Origin of the sequence: Pseudomonas sp. 478, from assembly GCF_003254125.1 — a bacterium.
Lineage (GTDB): Bacteria > Pseudomonadota > Gammaproteobacteria > Pseudomonadales > Pseudomonadaceae > Aquipseudomonas.
Genome location: NZ_QKZG01000007.1, coordinates 180,780 through 196,786, shown reverse-complemented (window position 1 = coordinate 196,786; position 16,007 = coordinate 180,780). Strand labels below are relative to the sequence as shown.

Below are 16,007 nucleotides of genomic sequence, written 5' to 3'. Positions count from 1 at the left end.
AACCCGAGCTTGCAGGGGTGGGACGGCACACCTTCGTGCCACGCGGGCGCTCTTTTAGAAAAGCGCCTGATTGAAAACCGGGCCGGCAATGCGTTGCCGGTTCACTTAGCTAAAGGCTCTGAAATTCCAATGTCCGATCAATTCGAAATCTTCCTCACTTGCCCCAAAGGCCTTGAAGGCCTGCTCATCGAGGAAGCCGTCGGGCTTGGCCTTGAGGAAGCGCGTGAGCACACCTCTGCCGTGCGCGGCATGGCCACCATGGAAACCGCTTATCGCCTGTGCCTGTGGTCGCGTTTGGCGAACCGGGTGCTGCTGGTGCTCAAGCGTTTCCCGATGAAGGACGCCGAAGACCTGTACCACGGCGTGCTGGATATCGAGTGGCAAGACCACATGCTCAACGATGGCACCCTGGCCGTTGAGTTCAGCGGTCACGGCTCGGGTATCGACAACACCCACTTCGGCGCCTTGAAGGTCAAGGACGCCATCGTCGACAAACTGCGCACACCACAGGGCGACCGTCCATCCATCGACAAGCTCAACCCGGACCTGCGCATTCACCTGCGCCTGGACCGCGGCGAAGCGATCCTGTCCCTCGACCTCTCCGGCCACAGCCTGCACCAGCGCGGCTATCGCTTGCAGCAGGGCGCGGCGCCGCTGAAGGAAAACCTCGCGGCCGCGATCCTGATCCGTTCCGGCTGGCCACGCATTGCGGCCGATGGCGGCGCGCTGGCTGACCCGATGTGCGGTGTCGGTACGTTCCTCGTCGAAGCCGCGATGATCGCCGCCGACATGGCGCCGAACCTGCGTCGCGAGCAGTGGGGCTTCACCGCCTGGCTCGGTCACGTCCCGGCCCTGTGGAAAAAGCTTCACGAAGAAGCCACTGAGCGTTGCGCGGCCGGTCTGGCCAAGCCACCCCTGTGGATTCGCGGTTACGAAGCCGATCCGCGCCTGATTCAACCGGGCCGCAACAACGTTGAACGTGCCGGCCTGAGCGAGTGGATCAAGATCTACCAGGGCGAAGTCGGGACGTTTGAGCCACGTCCGGACCAGAACCAGAAAGGCCTGGTGATCTGCAACCCACCGTACGGTGAGCGTCTGGGTGATGAAGCGAGCTTGCTCTATCTCTACCAGAACCTCGGCGAACGTCTGCGTCAGGCCTGCTTGAACTGGGAAGCTGCGGTATTCACCGGCGCCCCGGACCTGGGCAAGCGCATGGGCATCCGCAGCCACAAACAGTATTCGTTCTGGAACGGCGCGTTGCCGTGCAAGTTGCTGCTGATCAAAGTCACGCCAGACCAGTTCGTCACTGGCGAACGTCGCACTCCGGAACAGCGTCAGGTCGAGCGCGAGCAAGCCGAAGTCGAAGTCGCAGACAACGACGTGGCACCGGGCAAGTACGAGAAGTACAACAAGAACGGCAACCCGATCAAACCGGCGCCAGTGGTGATCGAGCAGCCGCGCTTGAGCGAAGGTGGGCAGATGTTTGCCAACCGTCTGCAAAAGAACCTCAAGGCCCTGGGCAAATGGGTCAAGCGTGAAGGCATCGACTGCTACCGCGTCTACGATGCCGACATGCCGGAATACTCGATGGCCATCGACCTGTATCAGGATTGGGTCCACGTCCAGGAATACGCCGCGCCGAAATCCATCGATCCGGAAAAAGCCTCAGCGCGCATGTTCGATGCCCTGGCTGCCATTCCGCAGGCCCTGAACATCGACAAGAGCCGCGTGGTGGTCAAGCGTCGCGAGCGTCAGAGCGGCACCAAACAGTACGAACGCCAAGCGGCACAGGGCAAGTTCGTCGAGGTCAACGAAGGCGGCGTGAAGCTGCTGGTGAACCTCACGGATTACCTCGACACCGGGCTGTTCCTCGATCACCGGCCAATGCGCATGCGGATTCAGAAAGAGGCCGCCGGCAAGCGCTTCCTCAACCTGTATAGCTACACCGCAACCGCCAGTGTTCACGCAGCCAAGGGCGGCGCGCGCAGCACCACCAGCGTCGACCTGTCGAAAACCTATCTGGACTGGGCGCGTCGCAACCTGTCGCTAAACGGTTTCTCCGAGAAGAACCGTCTGGAGCAGGGCGACGTGATGGCCTGGCTCGATGCCTGCCGTGATGAATACGACCTGATCTTCATCGATCCGCCGACGTTCTCCAACTCCAAGCGCATGGAAGGGATCTTCGACGTGCAGCGTGACCAGGTGCAATTGATCGACCTGGCCATGGCGCGTCTGGCCCCGGGCGGCGTGTTGTACTTCTCCAACAACTTCCGCAAGTTCCAGCTCGAGGAAAACCTCACCGAGCGTTATGCGGTCGAGGAAATCACCGCCCAGACCATCGATCCGGATTTCGCCCGTAATGGCAAAATCCACCGCGCCTGGAAAATCACGGCGCGTTGACATTTGCAGGGATTGGATCCACAGAGCCTTGATTTTTAAAGGCTCTTGGCTTCTTTCTGTGCTGGTCAAATTGATGGCTAATAGCTATAACTCAACGCATGGCCAATGGGCTTTCCCGCACCTGGCGTTTTGAGTTGCGTTTATGTCGTTGCACGCCGTGCGCCCCAAGATCCTGGGTTTTATCAGCGAAGATGTCTCGGCCTGGCTGGTCGCGCTGCTGGTATTGATCGTCGGCGGGATTCTCACGGGATTGCTGGCATGGTCGACGCTGAATCTGTTTCACCAACAATTACGGCAACGCTTCCAACTGCTGGCCAGTGAGCGTTACAGCCGTATCGAAGAACGCTTCGAAGATCAGGAGCAGCGCCTCGATGGCCTGCGCCGGTTCTTTACCAATTCCGATTCGGTCTCCCGCGCGGAGTTCGACGGTTACACCCAACCGTTGCTGCACCGGACTCAGGCCTATTCCTTCGCCAAGCGGGTAACCGGTGCTGAACGGGCGGAATTTGAACGCCAGGTGCGTGCAGAGGGTTTACCCGACTTCACCCTGCGTGAACTCAATGCCGACGGCCAACTGCAACTGGCGGCTGAACGGGATGAGTATGTGGCGGTGCTGTATAGCCAGACCCAAAGCAAACTCGGCTCGCCGCTGGGCTATGACTTGTGGGCTCAACCCTTGCGTCGCGCCACCCTTGAACGGGCCGATCAGCATGGCGGCATGGCGGTATCGCAGCCGATGCATCTGGTCAATATCGAACCGGCCTATGCGCGCGGCGTGCTGCTGGTCGCACCGGTGTTGCTGCGCAATGGTCCGGGTACAGCGGGGGTGAAACCGTTCGGTTATGTCATGGCGGTGATCAGCATGCATCAGTTGCTGGCGGACGGGCTGCCAGAGGCTGGCCGTGACTATCTTTCGGTGCGCATCCTCGACTTATCCACAGACGATCAGCACGAAGTGCTTTATGAGTCCCCTAACCCCCCAGCCCCCAGTGAGTTGGCCGCGACCCGGCTGTTAAGGCTTGCCGACCATGACTATCAAGTCGACATTCAGCCCAGCGATGCCTTCCTGAAAGCCAATCATTCATCGGTGAACACCCTGGTGGTGCTGGGCGGTTTGCTCAGTCTGTTGCTCAGTGCCTTGCTTTATGTGCTGGTCAGTCAGCGTCAACGGGCGCTGAAAATGGTCGAGCAACGGACCCAGGAACTGCGCGCCCGCGAGCAGGAGTTGCGCGGCACCCATGGCCAGTTGCGTGGAGTGCTGAATGCCGCGACCCAGGTGGCGATCATCGCCACTGACCTTCGCGGGGTTATCCGCACCTTTAATGCCGGTGCCGAGCAAATGCTTGGCTACACCAGCACCGAGGTGGTGGGCCACATGACCCTGGAAAACCTGCACCTGCCCCGAGAGCTCCTGGCACGTTCGGCGGAGTTGAGCGCGCGCTATGGCAAACCGATTCCGACCTGCCAGGCGATGTTGGTCGAGGGTGATGAGGGGGGCGGTCACGAAGCGCGGGAATGGACGCTGCTGCGCAGCGACGGCAGCCATTTGACGGTGAACATGCTGGCGACCCCGGTCCTCGACGAGCAAGGTTTGTGGGTCGGGCACCTGGCGATCTGTATCGACATCACTGAACGCAAGCGGGTCCACGAGGCCCTGGCGGCACGCGACCTGTTGTTGAAGAAACTCAGCGCCCATGTGCCCGGCGGGATCTACCAATTCAAGATGGAGTTCGATGGGCGCTTCAGTGTGATCTACGCCAGCGACGGTATTCGCGAGATCTACGAACTTGAACCGGATGTCCTGTTGTTCAACGCCGAAGCGATTTTCACGCGAATTCATCCGCAGGACACCACCCGGGTCCGCGCTTCGATCCGGGCGTCGGCGGAAACCCTCAGCCCTTGGCGCGAAGAATACCGCGTGCAGCTGCCCCTGCGCGGCCTGCGTTGGGTTCGTGGCGAGGCGACACCGGAGGAATTGCCCGGTGGCGGCGTGCTCTGGCACGGCTATGTCTCGGACATCTCCGACTTGAAACGGGTGGAAGAAGAACTGCGGGCGCTATCGATCACCGACTCCCTGACCGGGATCCACAATCGCCGCTATTTCCAGGAACGCCTGACCACCGAAATGGCCCGGGTCGAACGCGGTGGCGGCGAACTGTCGGTGATCATGCTCGATATCGACCACTTCAAACGCATCAATGACCAGCATGGCCACGCAGTCGGCGATCGGGTGTTGCAGATTGTGTGCGAACGCATCGGCCTTCGGCTGCGGCGCACCGACGTGTTCTGTCGCCTGGGTGGCGAGGAGTTCATGGTGCTTTGCCCGGACATCAGCGGCGAGCATGCCCATGTCCTGGCCTTGCAGCTATGGCAAGGGTTGCGCAGTTCGCCGATCGAAGGCGTCGGGACAGTGACTGCCAGTTTCGGGATTGCCAGCTGGCGAGTCGGGGAGGGCGCCGATGCGCTGCTGCTGCGGGCGGATTCGGGGGTGTATGCGGCGAAGCAGGCCGGACGGGATCGGGTAGAAGGAGAGATGAACTAGAGCTGCGGGCTTACCCCTGTGGGAGCGGGCTTGCTCGCGAAGACGGTGTGTCAGTCAACATTGATGTCGACTGTCACACCGTCTTCGCGAGCAAGCCCGCCTCCCACAATTGGATCTGTGGTTTGTAGATCGGGTTAGAGCACCGAAGCCGTTTCCGGCAGTTTCGGCTGGCGATACAGGTCCAGCAGCACCTGATCCAGCACCGACGACGCGCCAAACGGTGCCTTGTCGTTGAGGATCGCCACTACCGCCCAGGTATTGCCGTTGATGTCGCGGCTGAAACCGGCAATCGCCCGCACCGTATTCAGGGTGCCGGTCTTGATGTGGGCTTCACCGCGCATCGCCGTGGTCTTCAGGCGTTTGCGCATGGTGCCGTCGGTGCCGGCAATCGGCATCGAACTGATGAACTCGGCCGAATACGGGCTTTTCCAGGCCGCTTGCAGCATGCCGGCCATTTCACGCGCACTCACCCGTTCCGCACGGGACAGGCCTGAACCGTTTTCCATCACCAGGTGCGGTGCGGTGATGCCTTTCTTCGCCAGCCACTGACGCACCACACGCTGTGCAGCCTTGGCATCGTCACCGTCGGCCTCGGTGCGGAACTGCGCACCCAGGCTCAGGAACAGCTGCTGGGCCATGGTGTTGTTACTGTATTTGTTGATGTCGCGGATGATTTCCGCCAGGTCCGGCGAGAAGGCCCGAGCCAGGACCTTGGCATCTTTAGGGGTTGGCGCCAAACGGTCCACGCCCTGAATGCTGCCGCCCAGTTCCTTCCAGATCGCTCGCACAGCGCCTGCGGTGTAGGTCGCGTGGTCGAGCAGCGACAGGTAAGTCTGGGAACTGCAGCCTTCGCCCAACTGGCCGCCGACCGTCACGGTCACGCTGCCATCGGCCTGGGTCACCGGGTTGTAACGCACGCCACCGGTGCATTGCTTGGAGTTGACGGCTTTGACCTGGTTTTCGATGCGAATGGTGGCAATCGGCGGTTCCACCGACACCAGCACCCGGCCGTTGTCGTTGCGTGCCACAAAGCGCAAGGCCTTGAGGTTGACCATCAGCGCGTCAGGTTTGACCAGGAACGGCTTGTTATCGTCATTGCCGTCGTCGTTGAACTGCGGCAATTGCGGTTGTACGAAGAAATTGCGGTCCAGCACCAGATCGCCGGTGATTTGCGTCACACCATTGGCGCGCAGGTCACGCATCAGTAACCAGAGTTTTTCCATGTTCAGCTTCGGATCGCCGCCACCCTTGAGGTAGAGGTTACCGTTGAGGATGCCGCCGCTGAGCGTGCCATCGGTGTAGAACTCGGTTTTCCACTGGTGGTTCGGGCCGAGCATTTCCAGCGCCGCGTACGTGGTGACCAGTTTCATGGTCGAGGCCGGATTGACAGAAACGTCAGCATTGAAAATCGTCGGGGTGCCAGGGCCGTTGAGTGGGATCATCACCAGCGACAGGGCGTTGTCCTGCATCTTGCTGGCCTTGAGGGCCTTTTCAACGTTGGGCGACAGCGCGGTGTTGATTGAGGCGGCGGAAACGGAGAAGGCCAGTGGGAGCAGAAAACCGGCCAGTAACAATGGACGCAAAGATTTGATCATGTGAAATAAAACCCTACAGCCGAGGGGGAAAAAGACGAGGGCATACAGATAAATTCCCTCAGTGGTCATGAAAGTGTCGGCATTATGCCCCAAGGTGTAGTGGCTTGTGCCGTGCCCTGGCCTTCTAATCCGCTATTTTTTACCGACGGTAGGGCTTGCAACCCAGAGAGACGGGCATTCGGCGCCTTAAACTGCTAAAGTGCCGCCCGTTATTACTTATGAGGATTGTTCCAATGGCGACTAACCGTTCCCAGCGTCTGCGCAAAAAACTGTGCGTCGATGAATTTCAAGAGCTGGGTTTCGAACTGAACCTGGATTTCAAAGAAGATTTGGCTGATGAAGCCATTGATGCTTTCCTCGACGCGTTCCTGAAAGAAGCCATGGAAGCCAACGGTCTGGGCTATGTTGGCGGCGACGACTTCGGTCTGGTTTGCCTGCAGAAGCGTGGCTCGGTGTCCGAAGAGCAGCGTGCCGCTGTTGAAGCCTGGCTCAAAGGCCGCAGCGAACTGACTGAAGCAACCGTCAGCCCGCTGATCGACGTCTGGTACCCGGAAAAGCCGATCAATCCGGTAGTTTGATGTTGTAAAAAACGGCGGCCCAAGGGTCGCCGTTTTTTTATGCCTGCTTTTTGTCGGAGCGGGGGGACGCCCAGTCCTTGCCCGCGATGGCGCACCTGAGATCGCCATCGCGGGCAAGGACTGGGCGTCCCCCCGCTCCTACAGGGCCTTGCGCCAATTCAGAATCACCATCGTTAGAACCCCCGCCACAATCCCCCAGAACGCCGAACCGATGGAAAACAGCGTCAGCCCCGACGCCGTGACCATAAAGGTAATCAGCGCCGCTTCACGTTCCTTCACTTCATTCATGGCGATGCTCAAGCCATTGATGATCGAGCCGAACAGCGCCAGTGCCGCAATCGACAGCACCAATTCTTTCGGTAATGCGGCAAACAGCGCCGCCAGTGTCGCGCCGAACACCCCGGCAATCCCGTAGAAGATCCCGCACCAAACGGCCGCCGTGTAGCGCTTGTTGCGATCCTCATGGGCATGCGGCCCGGTGCAAATCGCCGCGCTGATGGCCGCCAGGTTGATCCCGTGGGAACCGAACGGCGCCAGCAGTAACGAAGCGATGCCAGTGGTGGTAATCAGCGGCGATGCCGGCACGGTGTAACCGTCGGCGCGCAGCACGGCGATGCCGGGCATGTTCTGTGAGGTCATTGCCACGACAAACAGCGGAATGCCGATGCTGATGGTCGCGGCGAGGGAGAAGTGCGGCGTGGTCCAGACCGGCGTCGCCACTTCCAGATGAAAACCGCTGAAGTCCAGCAGGCCCATGAGCCCTGACAGCGCCGTCCCGATCAACAGCGCGGCCAGTACGGCATAACGCGGCGACAGACGTTTGACCACCAGATAAGTGAAGAACATGCCCAACACCAGCGCAGTGCGATGCTGCGCGGCGACGAAAATTTCGCTGCCGATCTTGAACAGAATCCCCGCCAGCAGGGCAGCGGCCAATGACGCCGGAATCTTTTTCACCAGCCGTTCGAAGCTGCCGGTCAGGCCACAAATCGTCACCAGCACCGCGCAGGTAATGTAGGCGCCGATGGCTTCGCCGTAGGTCACGCCGCCCAGACTGGTGATCAGCAACGCCGCGCCGGGTGTCGACCAGGCGATGGTGATCGGCGTGCGGTAACGCAGAGACAGGCCAATCGAACACACCGCCATGCCAATCGAGATCGCCCAGATCCACGAGGAAATCTGCGCGCTGGTCAGACCCGCCGCTTGCCCGGCCTGGAACATCAGCACCAGCGAGCTGGTGTAACCGGTCATCATCGCGATGAAGCCGGCGACGATCGCAGAAGGCGACGTATCGGCAAAAGGGCGGATCTGCGTGTGCGTGGCGTCGTTCATGACGGCGGTGTTCCTTATACAGATGAAGATGTCCGCCACAACATAGAACCATTGTGGGAGCGGGCTTGCTCGCGAAAGCGGTGAGTCTGTAGAAGCAGATGTCGACTGACACACCGCTTTCGCGAGCAAGCCCGCTCCCACAGGGGGATTGTGTTCAAGCGGCGGATTCTGCGTTCAAGCCTAAACTCAAAAGTAACCAGTCGTTGCAATACAGCGGAAGTGACAAACAGCCGTACAGTCGTGTTGCCACTGTCCATTGTGTACAATCGCAGTGTTTTTTACGCGATACTTGCCAGCGACCCACTGTGCCGTATTACAGTCACGGTCAATTCGCCGCAGTTCTTCCGACTCGAGTGCCCATGAACGAACAGTTGCAACCCCTCAAGAAACAACCGCGAGCAGGCAAAGCCGGCCGCAGCGGTACCCAGGACGATATCGTCTACGCGCATATTTTCGAGGCCATCCTCGAACAGCGTCTGGCGCCCGGTACCAAGTTGAGCGAAGAAGCGCTGGGGGAAATTTTCGGGGTCAGTCGCACCATCATTCGCCGCGCGCTGTCGCGCCTGGCCCATGAAGGCGTCGTGCTGTTGCGGCCGAATCGTGGCGCTGTCGTGGCCAGCCCGAGTGTCGAAGAGGCTCGCCAGGTGTTCATGGCCCGGCGTCTGGTGGAGCGTGCGATCACTGAGTTGGCGGTGCAGCACGCCACTGCCGAGCAGATTGCCGAGTTGCGCCAGATGGTCAACGACGAGCGCGACAGCTTCTCCCGGGGCGATCGCGGCGCCGGTATTCGTCTGTCGGGCGAGTTTCACTTGAAGCTGGCCGAAGCGGCGAAAAATGCGCCGCTGATCAGCTTCCAGCGCAGCCTGGTGTCCCAGACTTCGTTGATCATTGCCCAGTATGAAAGCGGCAATCGCTCCCACTGTTCCTACGACGAGCACACCCAGCTGATCGACGCCATCGAAGCGCGCAACGCTGAGCTGGCGGTGGACCTGATGATGCATCACATGGATCACATCGACAGCAAACTCAACCTGGACGAAGAAAGCGCGTCGGATGATTTGCATGCGGTGTTCTCGCATTTGTTGCAGACCAAGAAGCCAGGGCGGCCAGCTGCGAAACTCTGACACACCGAGGCGCGCCCTTCGCGAGCAAGCCCGCTCCCACATTTGATTTGTGTACGCAGATCAATGTGGGAGCGGGCTTGCTCGCGAAGGCGATATGACAGGCATAAAAAATCCCCCGGACTGAAGAGCACGGGGGATTTTTTATGCCCGAAGAAAACTAGCGCTGATGCACCTGATTTCCCGCCGCATAGGTCTGCAACACCGTCCGGTCATCCCCCAGCGTCATCAACACAAACAACGTCTCGGCAATGTTATTGGCCTGCTTCAAGCGATAGCTCAGCAGCGGTGTGGCGTTGTAGTCCAGTACCAGGAAGTCCGCATCAGTGCCCGGTTGCAGGGTGCCGATCTTGTCTTCCAGGCGCAGCGCGCGAGCGCCACCGAGCGTGGCCAGGTACAGCGATTTGAACGGGCTCAGTCGCGCACCTTGCAGCTGCATGACCTTGTACGCTTCGTTCAACGTTTGCAGCAGCGAGAAACTGGTGCCGCCACCGACGTCCGTACCGATGCCGACATTCAACTTGTGCTTCTCGGCCATCGGCAGGTTGAACAGGCCGCTGCCGAGGAAGAAGTTCGACGTCGGGCAGAAGGCGATCGCCGAGCCGGTTTCCGCCAGTCGCGCGCACTCCTCATCGCACAGGTGCACGCCATGGGCGAATACCGAACGTTCGCCGAGCAGTTTGTAGTGGTCGTAAACGTCCAGGTAGCCCTTGCGCTCCGGGAACAGTTCCTTGACCCACTCGATTTCCTTGAGGTTTTCGCTGATGTGGGTCTGCATGTACAGGTCTGGGAATTCGCTGAGTAACTGGCCGGCGAGGGTCAGCTGTTCCGGGGTGCTGGTCGGGGCGAAGCGCGGGGTGACCGCGTAGTGCAGGCGACCCTTGCCGTGCCAGCGCTCGATCAGCGCCTTGCTTTCGACGTAGCTGGATTCGGCGGTGTCGGTCAGGTAGTCCGGCGCGTTGCGGTCCATCATCACTTTGCCGGCGATCATCCGCAGGTCCAGCTGTTCGGCGGCTTCAAAGAACGAGTTCACCGACTGCGGATGCACGCTGCCGAACACCAGCGCGGTGGTGGTGCCATTGCGCAGCAGTTCCTTGATGAAAATGTCCGCGACTTGGTCAGCGTGAGCCTTGTCGGCGAACTGGCTTTCGCACGGGAAGGTGTAGGTGTTGAGCCAGTCCAGCAGCTGCTCGCCGTAGGCGCCGACCATGCCGGTTTGCGGCAAGTGAATGTGGGTGTCGATGAAACCCGGGGTGATCAGCGCGTCCTGATAATGGCTGATTTCGATATCGGCCGGCAGGGTCGGCAGCAAGTCGCTGGCGTGACCAAGGGCGCTGATCTGGCCGTTATCGACCACCAGCAAGCCATCTTCGAAATACTCATACGAGGCTTCGATGCCCACTTCGGCGGGGTCGGCGATGCTGTGCAGAATGGCGGCGCGGTAGGCTTTGCGAGTCAGAGGCATTGTTGTTCTCAATTCGTGGCTTTTTAGTTCGAAGCGTGGCTGCGGCGTGAGGCAGGCAGCAGTTTGGCGATCGATGATCCGGCGCTGGCGGTGTGCTGGCCGAAATTGGCGTTATAGGTGGCGATGATTTCGCCGGCGATGGAGATGGCGATTTCCACTGGCAACTTGCCTTTGACTTCGCCGATGCCCATCGGGCAGCGCATGCGTTGCAGCACGGCGCTGTCGAAACCTCGGTCACGCAAGCGGTGTTCGAATTTCACCCGTTTGGTCTTCGAACCGATCAGGCCGAAGTAGGCGAAGTCGTTGCGCTTGAGGATCGCGGCGGTGAGTTCGAGGTCGAGTTGGTGATTGTGGGTCATGACGATGCAGTAGCTGCCGGCGGGCAGGTCATCGATTTCGTCCACCGGTTCTTCGGCGACGATTTTGCGTACGCCGTGGGGGATCTGTTCCGGGAATTCGGCTTCTCGCGAATCGATCCAGCGCACCCGGCAGGGCAGGCTGGCGAGCAGCGGCACCAGCGCCCGGCCGACGTGGCCGGCACCGAATACGGCGATCTGAGCCTGGACCTGGCCCATCGGTTCGAACAGCAACACTGTCACGCCGCCGCAGCACTGACCCAGGCTGGCGCCGAGGCTGAAGCGCTCAAGGTGCGTGTCCTGCTTACCGCTGGCCAGCATCTCACGGCCGATTTGCATGGCCTTGTATTCCAGATGCCCGCCACCGATGGTGTCGAAGGTCTGATTGGCGCTGATGACCATCTTCGAACCGGCATTACGCGGCGTCGAGCCGAGCTCTTCGATGATGGTCACCAACACACAGGGTTCGCCCCGGGTTTGCAGGTCGGCGAGGGCGTCGATCCAGTTGTACATATTCACCTCAACATTTCTGTTGTCTGTTCCGGCCTCTTCGCGAGCAAGCCCGCTCCCACAGGTACGATGCAATCCTTGTGGGAGCGGGCTTGCTCGCGAAGGCCGCGACTCGGTCTTAAAGCGAAGCCAACTCAACTTCGGTTTCAGCCGCCTTCGCCACCTTCAACTGCCGCATCTGCTCACAACCCCACAACACCCGCTCCGGCGTCGCCGGCGCATCGATTTTCGGTTGATGCTTGTAGTCGCCCAGACTGGCCACGGCGTCCTTGATCGCACACCACGCAGCGATGCCGAGCATGAATGGCGGCTCGCCCACTGCCTTGGAGTGGAACACCGTGTCTTCCGGGTTTTTACGGTTTTCCACCAGCTTCACCCGCAGGTCCAGCGGCATGTCCGCCACCGCCGGGATCTTGTAGCTGGCCGGGCCGTTGGTCATCAGTTTGCCCTTGTTGTTCCACACCAGTTCTTCCATGGTCAGCCACCCCATGCCCTGGATGAAACCACCTTCGACCTGGCCGATGTCGATCGCCGGGTTCAGTGAGTCGCCGACGTCATGGAGGATGTCGGTGCGCAGCATTTTGTACTCGCCGGTGAGGGTGTCGATGATCACCTCGCAGCACGCTGCGCCGAAGGCGTAGTAATAGAATGGCCGGCCCCGTGCCTGGCTGCGGTCGTAGAAGATTTTCGGGGTCTTGTAGAACCCGGTGCTCGACAGCGAAACCTGGGCGAAATACGCCTGCTGGACCAGCGCTTCGAAGGTCAGGATGTGATCGCGAACGCGTACATGACCGTTGTGGAATTCCACGTCTTCTTCGCTGACTTTGTATTGCCGCGCGGCAAATTCAACCAAGCGTTTTTTGATGATCTCCGCCGCGTTCTGTGCGGCTTTACCGTTAAGGTCGGCGCCACTGGAAGCGGCGGTCGGCGAAGTGTTTGGCACCTTGTCGGTGTTGGTCGCGGTGATCTGCACGCGGTCCATTTCCACCTGGAACACTTCAGCCACGACCTGCGCGACTTTGGTATTCAAACCCTGACCCATTTCGGTGCCGCCATGGTTCAGGTGGATGCTGCCATCGGTGTAGACGTGGATCAGCGCGCCGGCCTGGTTGAGGAAGCTGGCGGTGAAGGAAATACCGAATTTCACCGGGGTCAACGCCAGGCCTTTTTTCAGGATCGGGCTGTTGGCGTTGTAGCGACGAATCGCTTCGCGGCGTTCGGCGTACTGGCTGCTTTCTTCCAGTTCGGCGGTCATTTCCTCGAGCATGTTGTGCTCGACGGTCTGGTAGTAATGGGTGACGTTGCGCTCGGTCTTGCCGTAGTAGTTGGCCTTGCGCACCGCCAGCGGATCAAGGGCCAGATGGCGGGCGATGGCGTCCATCACTTCTTCAATAGCGACCATGCCTTGCGGGCCACCGAAACCACGGTAAGCGGTGTTCGACGCGGTGTTGGTTTTGCAGCGATGACCGTTGATGGTTGCATCGCCGAGGTAGTACGAGTTGTCGGCGTGGAACATCGCACGGTCGACAATCGACGCCGAGAGGTCCGGCGAACAACCGCAGTTACCGGCCAGTTCCAGGGCAATGCCGTGCAGCCGGCCGGTGCTGTCGAAGCCCACGTCGTATTCGATGTAGAACGGGTGACGCTTGCCGGTCATCAGCATGTCTTCGACGCGCGGCAGGCGCATTTTGGTCGGCTGGCCGGTGAGGTGCGCGATTACTGCGCACAGGCACGCCGGGCTCGCGGCCTGGGTTTCCTTGCCGCCGAAACCACCGCCCATGCGGCGCATGTCGACGACGATTTTGTTCATCGACACATCGAGCACTTCGGCGACGAGCTTCTGCACTTCGGTGGGGTTCTGCGTCGAGCAGTAGACGATCATGCCGCCGTCTTCAGTCGGCATCACCGAAGAGATCTGGGTTTCCAGATAGAAGTGTTCCTGGCCGCCGATGTGCAGCGTGCCCTGGATACGATGTTCGGCGGTGGCCAGGGCGCCGGCCGAATCACCGCGCTGATGGGTGTGGCTGTCGAGCACAAAGTGGCGTTTGCGCAGCGCTTCAACCACGTCCAGTACTGGCTCCAGATCTTCGTATTCGATGATCGCGGCCATCGCGGCTTTACGCGCGGTTTCCAGATCCTTCGCCGCAACAGCGAGCACCGGTTGACCGACGAATTGCACGTCGTCGATGGCCAGCAGCGGATCACCCGGCAGCAACGGGCCGATGTCTTTCAGGCCCGGCACGTCTTCGTGGGTAATGGCGATGCGTACGCCTTCGAAGGCGTAGCAAGGCTGGGTGTCGATGCTGATGATTTTCGCGTGAGCGCGGTCCGACAAGCGTGCATAAACATGCAACTGGTTCGGAAATTCCAGCCGGTCGTCGATGTACTGCGCTTCACCGGACACATGCTTGGCGGCGCTGTCGTGCTTGACGCTGCGGCCGACACCGGTGGTCAGGTCCTTGGCGAACAGTTCAGCCAATTCGGCTTGGGTCTTCTCTACAGCGTGATGATTAGACATAAGCGGTCACCCGAGTCTCGATGTGCGGTGTTTGCAGTTCGATGAAGTATTTACGCAGCAGGTTCTGGGCGCTGAGCAGGCGGTATTCCTTGCTGGCGCGGAAGTCCGAGAGTGGCGTGAAATCTTCGGCCAGTGCGGCGCAGGCACGTTCGACGGTGTCGTTGTTCCAGGTGGCACCGAGCAATACGGCTTCGCAGGCCTTGGCGCGTTTCGGGATTGCGGCCATGCCGCCGAAGGCGACGCGAGCGTCGGCGATCACGCCGTTGTCGATGCGCAGGTTGAACGCGGCGCAGACGGCGGAAATGTCATCGTCCAGACGCTTGGAAACTTTGTAGGCGCGGAACAGTTGTTCGGCGCTGGCACGCGGCACGATGATCTTTTCGATGAACTCGCTTTCCTGACGCGCGGTGACCCGGTAATCGATGAAGTAATCTTCCAGCGCCATCGTGCGGCGGGTTTCGCCTTTGCACAAAACGATCTGCGCACCGAGTGCAATCAACAGGGGCGGGGAGTCACCGATCGGCGAGGCATTGCCGATGTTGCCGCCGAGGGTGCCCTGGTTGCGGATCTGCAGGGAAGCAAAGCGTTGCAGCAATTCGCCGAAGTCCGGGTACTCGGCTTTCAAGGCCTCGTAGCAATCGGAGAGGGCGGTGGCGGCGCCGATTTCCAGGCGATCGTCGAAACGCTCGATGCGCTTCATCTCGGCGACGTTGCCGACGTAGATCATCACCGGCAGGGTGCGGTGGAACTGCGTGACTTCCAGCGCCAGGTCCGTGCCGCCGGCCAGCAGGCGAGCCTGTGGATAAGCGTCATAGAGGTCAGCCAGATCGGCAACGGTCAGCGGCACCAGGCAGCGCTTGTCGCCACTGTTGAGTTCGCCGATATCGGTAGGGGCGATGGCCTTCAGGCGAGCGATGGTGTCGGCTTCACGGGCGTCGAACTGGTCCGTTTGCTTGCCGCAGCAGGATTGTTCGGCGGCAGCCAGAATCGGCCGATAGCCGGTGCAACGGCAGAGGTTGCCGGCCAGCGCTTCGTGAGCTTTATGAGCATCCGGTTGATCGCTGTTCTTTTGCAGCGCGAACAGCGACATGACGAAGCCGGGTGTGCAGAAACCGCATTGCGAGCCGTGGCACTCGACCATGGCTTTCTGCACGCTGTGCAGTTCGCCTTGGTGCTTGAGGTCTTCGACACTGATCAATTGTTTGCCGTGCAGTGACGAAACGAACGTCAGGCACGAGTTGAGGCTGCGATAGCGAATGTGTTCGCGGCCATCGTCATCCGTTTGCAGCTCGCCAACCACCACAGTGCAGGCGCCGCAGTCACCGCTGGCGCAGCCTTCTTTGGTGCCGGGTTTGCCCACATGGTCGCGCAGATAATTGAGCACGGTCAGGTTTGGGTCCAGGGCGTGCTCGCTACGGAGTTCCTGGTTAAGTAAAAACTGGATCACGGAAGGCCTCGCAGACTCATTATTGTTGTTAACCGACTTGAACCGAATTTATCAGGTCTGACTTTGCGGTCAATGATTTTCTGACTTAAAGGTCAGGAAATAGCATTTTGTCGATCAACGACTCGTTCCTTCATTATTGACCC

At 60.1% G+C, this 16,007-nt stretch carries 10 protein-coding genes; 4 read left to right on the top strand and 6 right to left on the bottom strand.

Annotation, left to right across the window (positions count from 1 at the left end):
* Positions 1-129 precede the first annotated feature (129 nt).
* Both rlmKL and DFS28_RS16430 read left to right on the top strand, forming a co-directional pair.
* Entirely contained in the window at positions 130-2,400 is a 2,271-nt protein-coding gene (gene rlmKL, locus DFS28_RS16435; RefSeq protein WP_008146282.1) for a bifunctional 23S rRNA (guanine(2069)-N(7))-methyltransferase RlmK/23S rRNA (guanine(2445)-N(2))-methyltransferase RlmL, read from the top strand.
* A gap of 142 nt (positions 2,401-2,542) precedes the next feature.
* Complete coding sequence (locus DFS28_RS16430; protein WP_111450632.1) at positions 2,543-4,942, top strand: GGDEF domain-containing protein; 2,400 nt, start codon at positions 2,543-2,545, stop codon at positions 4,940-4,942.
* A 134-nt stretch (positions 4,943-5,076) separates the two neighbouring features.
* Here the strand turns inward: DFS28_RS16430 and dacB are convergent, their stop codons facing one another.
* Positions 5,077-6,537: a D-alanyl-D-alanine carboxypeptidase/D-alanyl-D-alanine-endopeptidase gene (gene dacB, locus DFS28_RS16420; protein ID WP_111450631.1), complete on the bottom strand. Its 1,461-nt coding sequence runs from the start codon at positions 6,535-6,537 to the stop codon at positions 5,077-5,079.
* A gap of 233 nt (positions 6,538-6,770) precedes the next feature.
* On the opposite strand from dacB, the gene DFS28_RS16415 reads away from it, so the two are divergent.
* A complete protein-coding gene (locus DFS28_RS16415) occupies positions 6,771-7,115 on the top strand; it encodes a YggL family protein (protein ID WP_111450630.1) in 345 nt (114 codons plus the stop codon).
* 138 nt (positions 7,116-7,253) lie between these two features.
* Here DFS28_RS16415 and DFS28_RS16410 read toward each other — a convergent pair whose 3' ends face one another.
* On the bottom strand, positions 7,254-8,447 hold the full coding sequence (locus DFS28_RS16410) for a benzoate/H(+) symporter BenE family transporter (protein WP_111450629.1): 1,194 nt from the start codon (positions 8,445-8,447) through the stop codon (positions 7,254-7,256).
* Positions 8,448-8,806: 359 nt separating this feature from the next.
* Here DFS28_RS16410 and DFS28_RS16400 point away from each other — a divergent pair, with 359 nt between their 5' ends.
* On the top strand, positions 8,807-9,571 hold the full coding sequence (locus tag DFS28_RS16400) for a GntR family transcriptional regulator (protein ID WP_008146364.1): 765 nt from the start codon (positions 8,807-8,809) through the stop codon (positions 9,569-9,571).
* A gap of 157 nt (positions 9,572-9,728) precedes the next feature.
* Here the strand turns inward: DFS28_RS16400 and guaD are convergent, their stop codons facing one another.
* The 4 genes from guaD to xdhA all read right to left on the bottom strand — a co-directional run bounded on the left by guaD (position 9,729) and on the right by xdhA (position 15,864).
* Positions 9,729-11,033, bottom strand: coding sequence for a guanine deaminase (guaD, locus tag DFS28_RS16395; RefSeq protein ID WP_111450627.1), 1,305 nt, complete (start codon positions 11,031-11,033; stop codon positions 9,729-9,731).
* Between the two features lie 23 nt (positions 11,034-11,056).
* Positions 11,057-11,902: a xanthine dehydrogenase accessory protein XdhC gene (gene xdhC / locus DFS28_RS16390; protein ID WP_111450626.1), complete on the bottom strand. Its 846-nt coding sequence runs from the start codon at positions 11,900-11,902 to the stop codon at positions 11,057-11,059.
* 115 nt (positions 11,903-12,017) lie between these two features.
* Complete coding sequence (xdhB, locus tag DFS28_RS16385) at positions 12,018-14,417, bottom strand: xanthine dehydrogenase molybdopterin binding subunit (RefSeq protein WP_111450625.1); 2,400 nt, start codon at positions 14,415-14,417, stop codon at positions 12,018-12,020.
* Entirely contained in the window at positions 14,410-15,864 is a 1,455-nt protein-coding gene (gene xdhA, locus DFS28_RS16380; protein ID WP_111450624.1) for a xanthine dehydrogenase small subunit, read from the bottom strand. The genes xdhB and xdhA overlap by 8 nt, the downstream gene beginning before the upstream one ends.
* Positions 15,865-16,007: the final 143 nt, after the last annotated feature.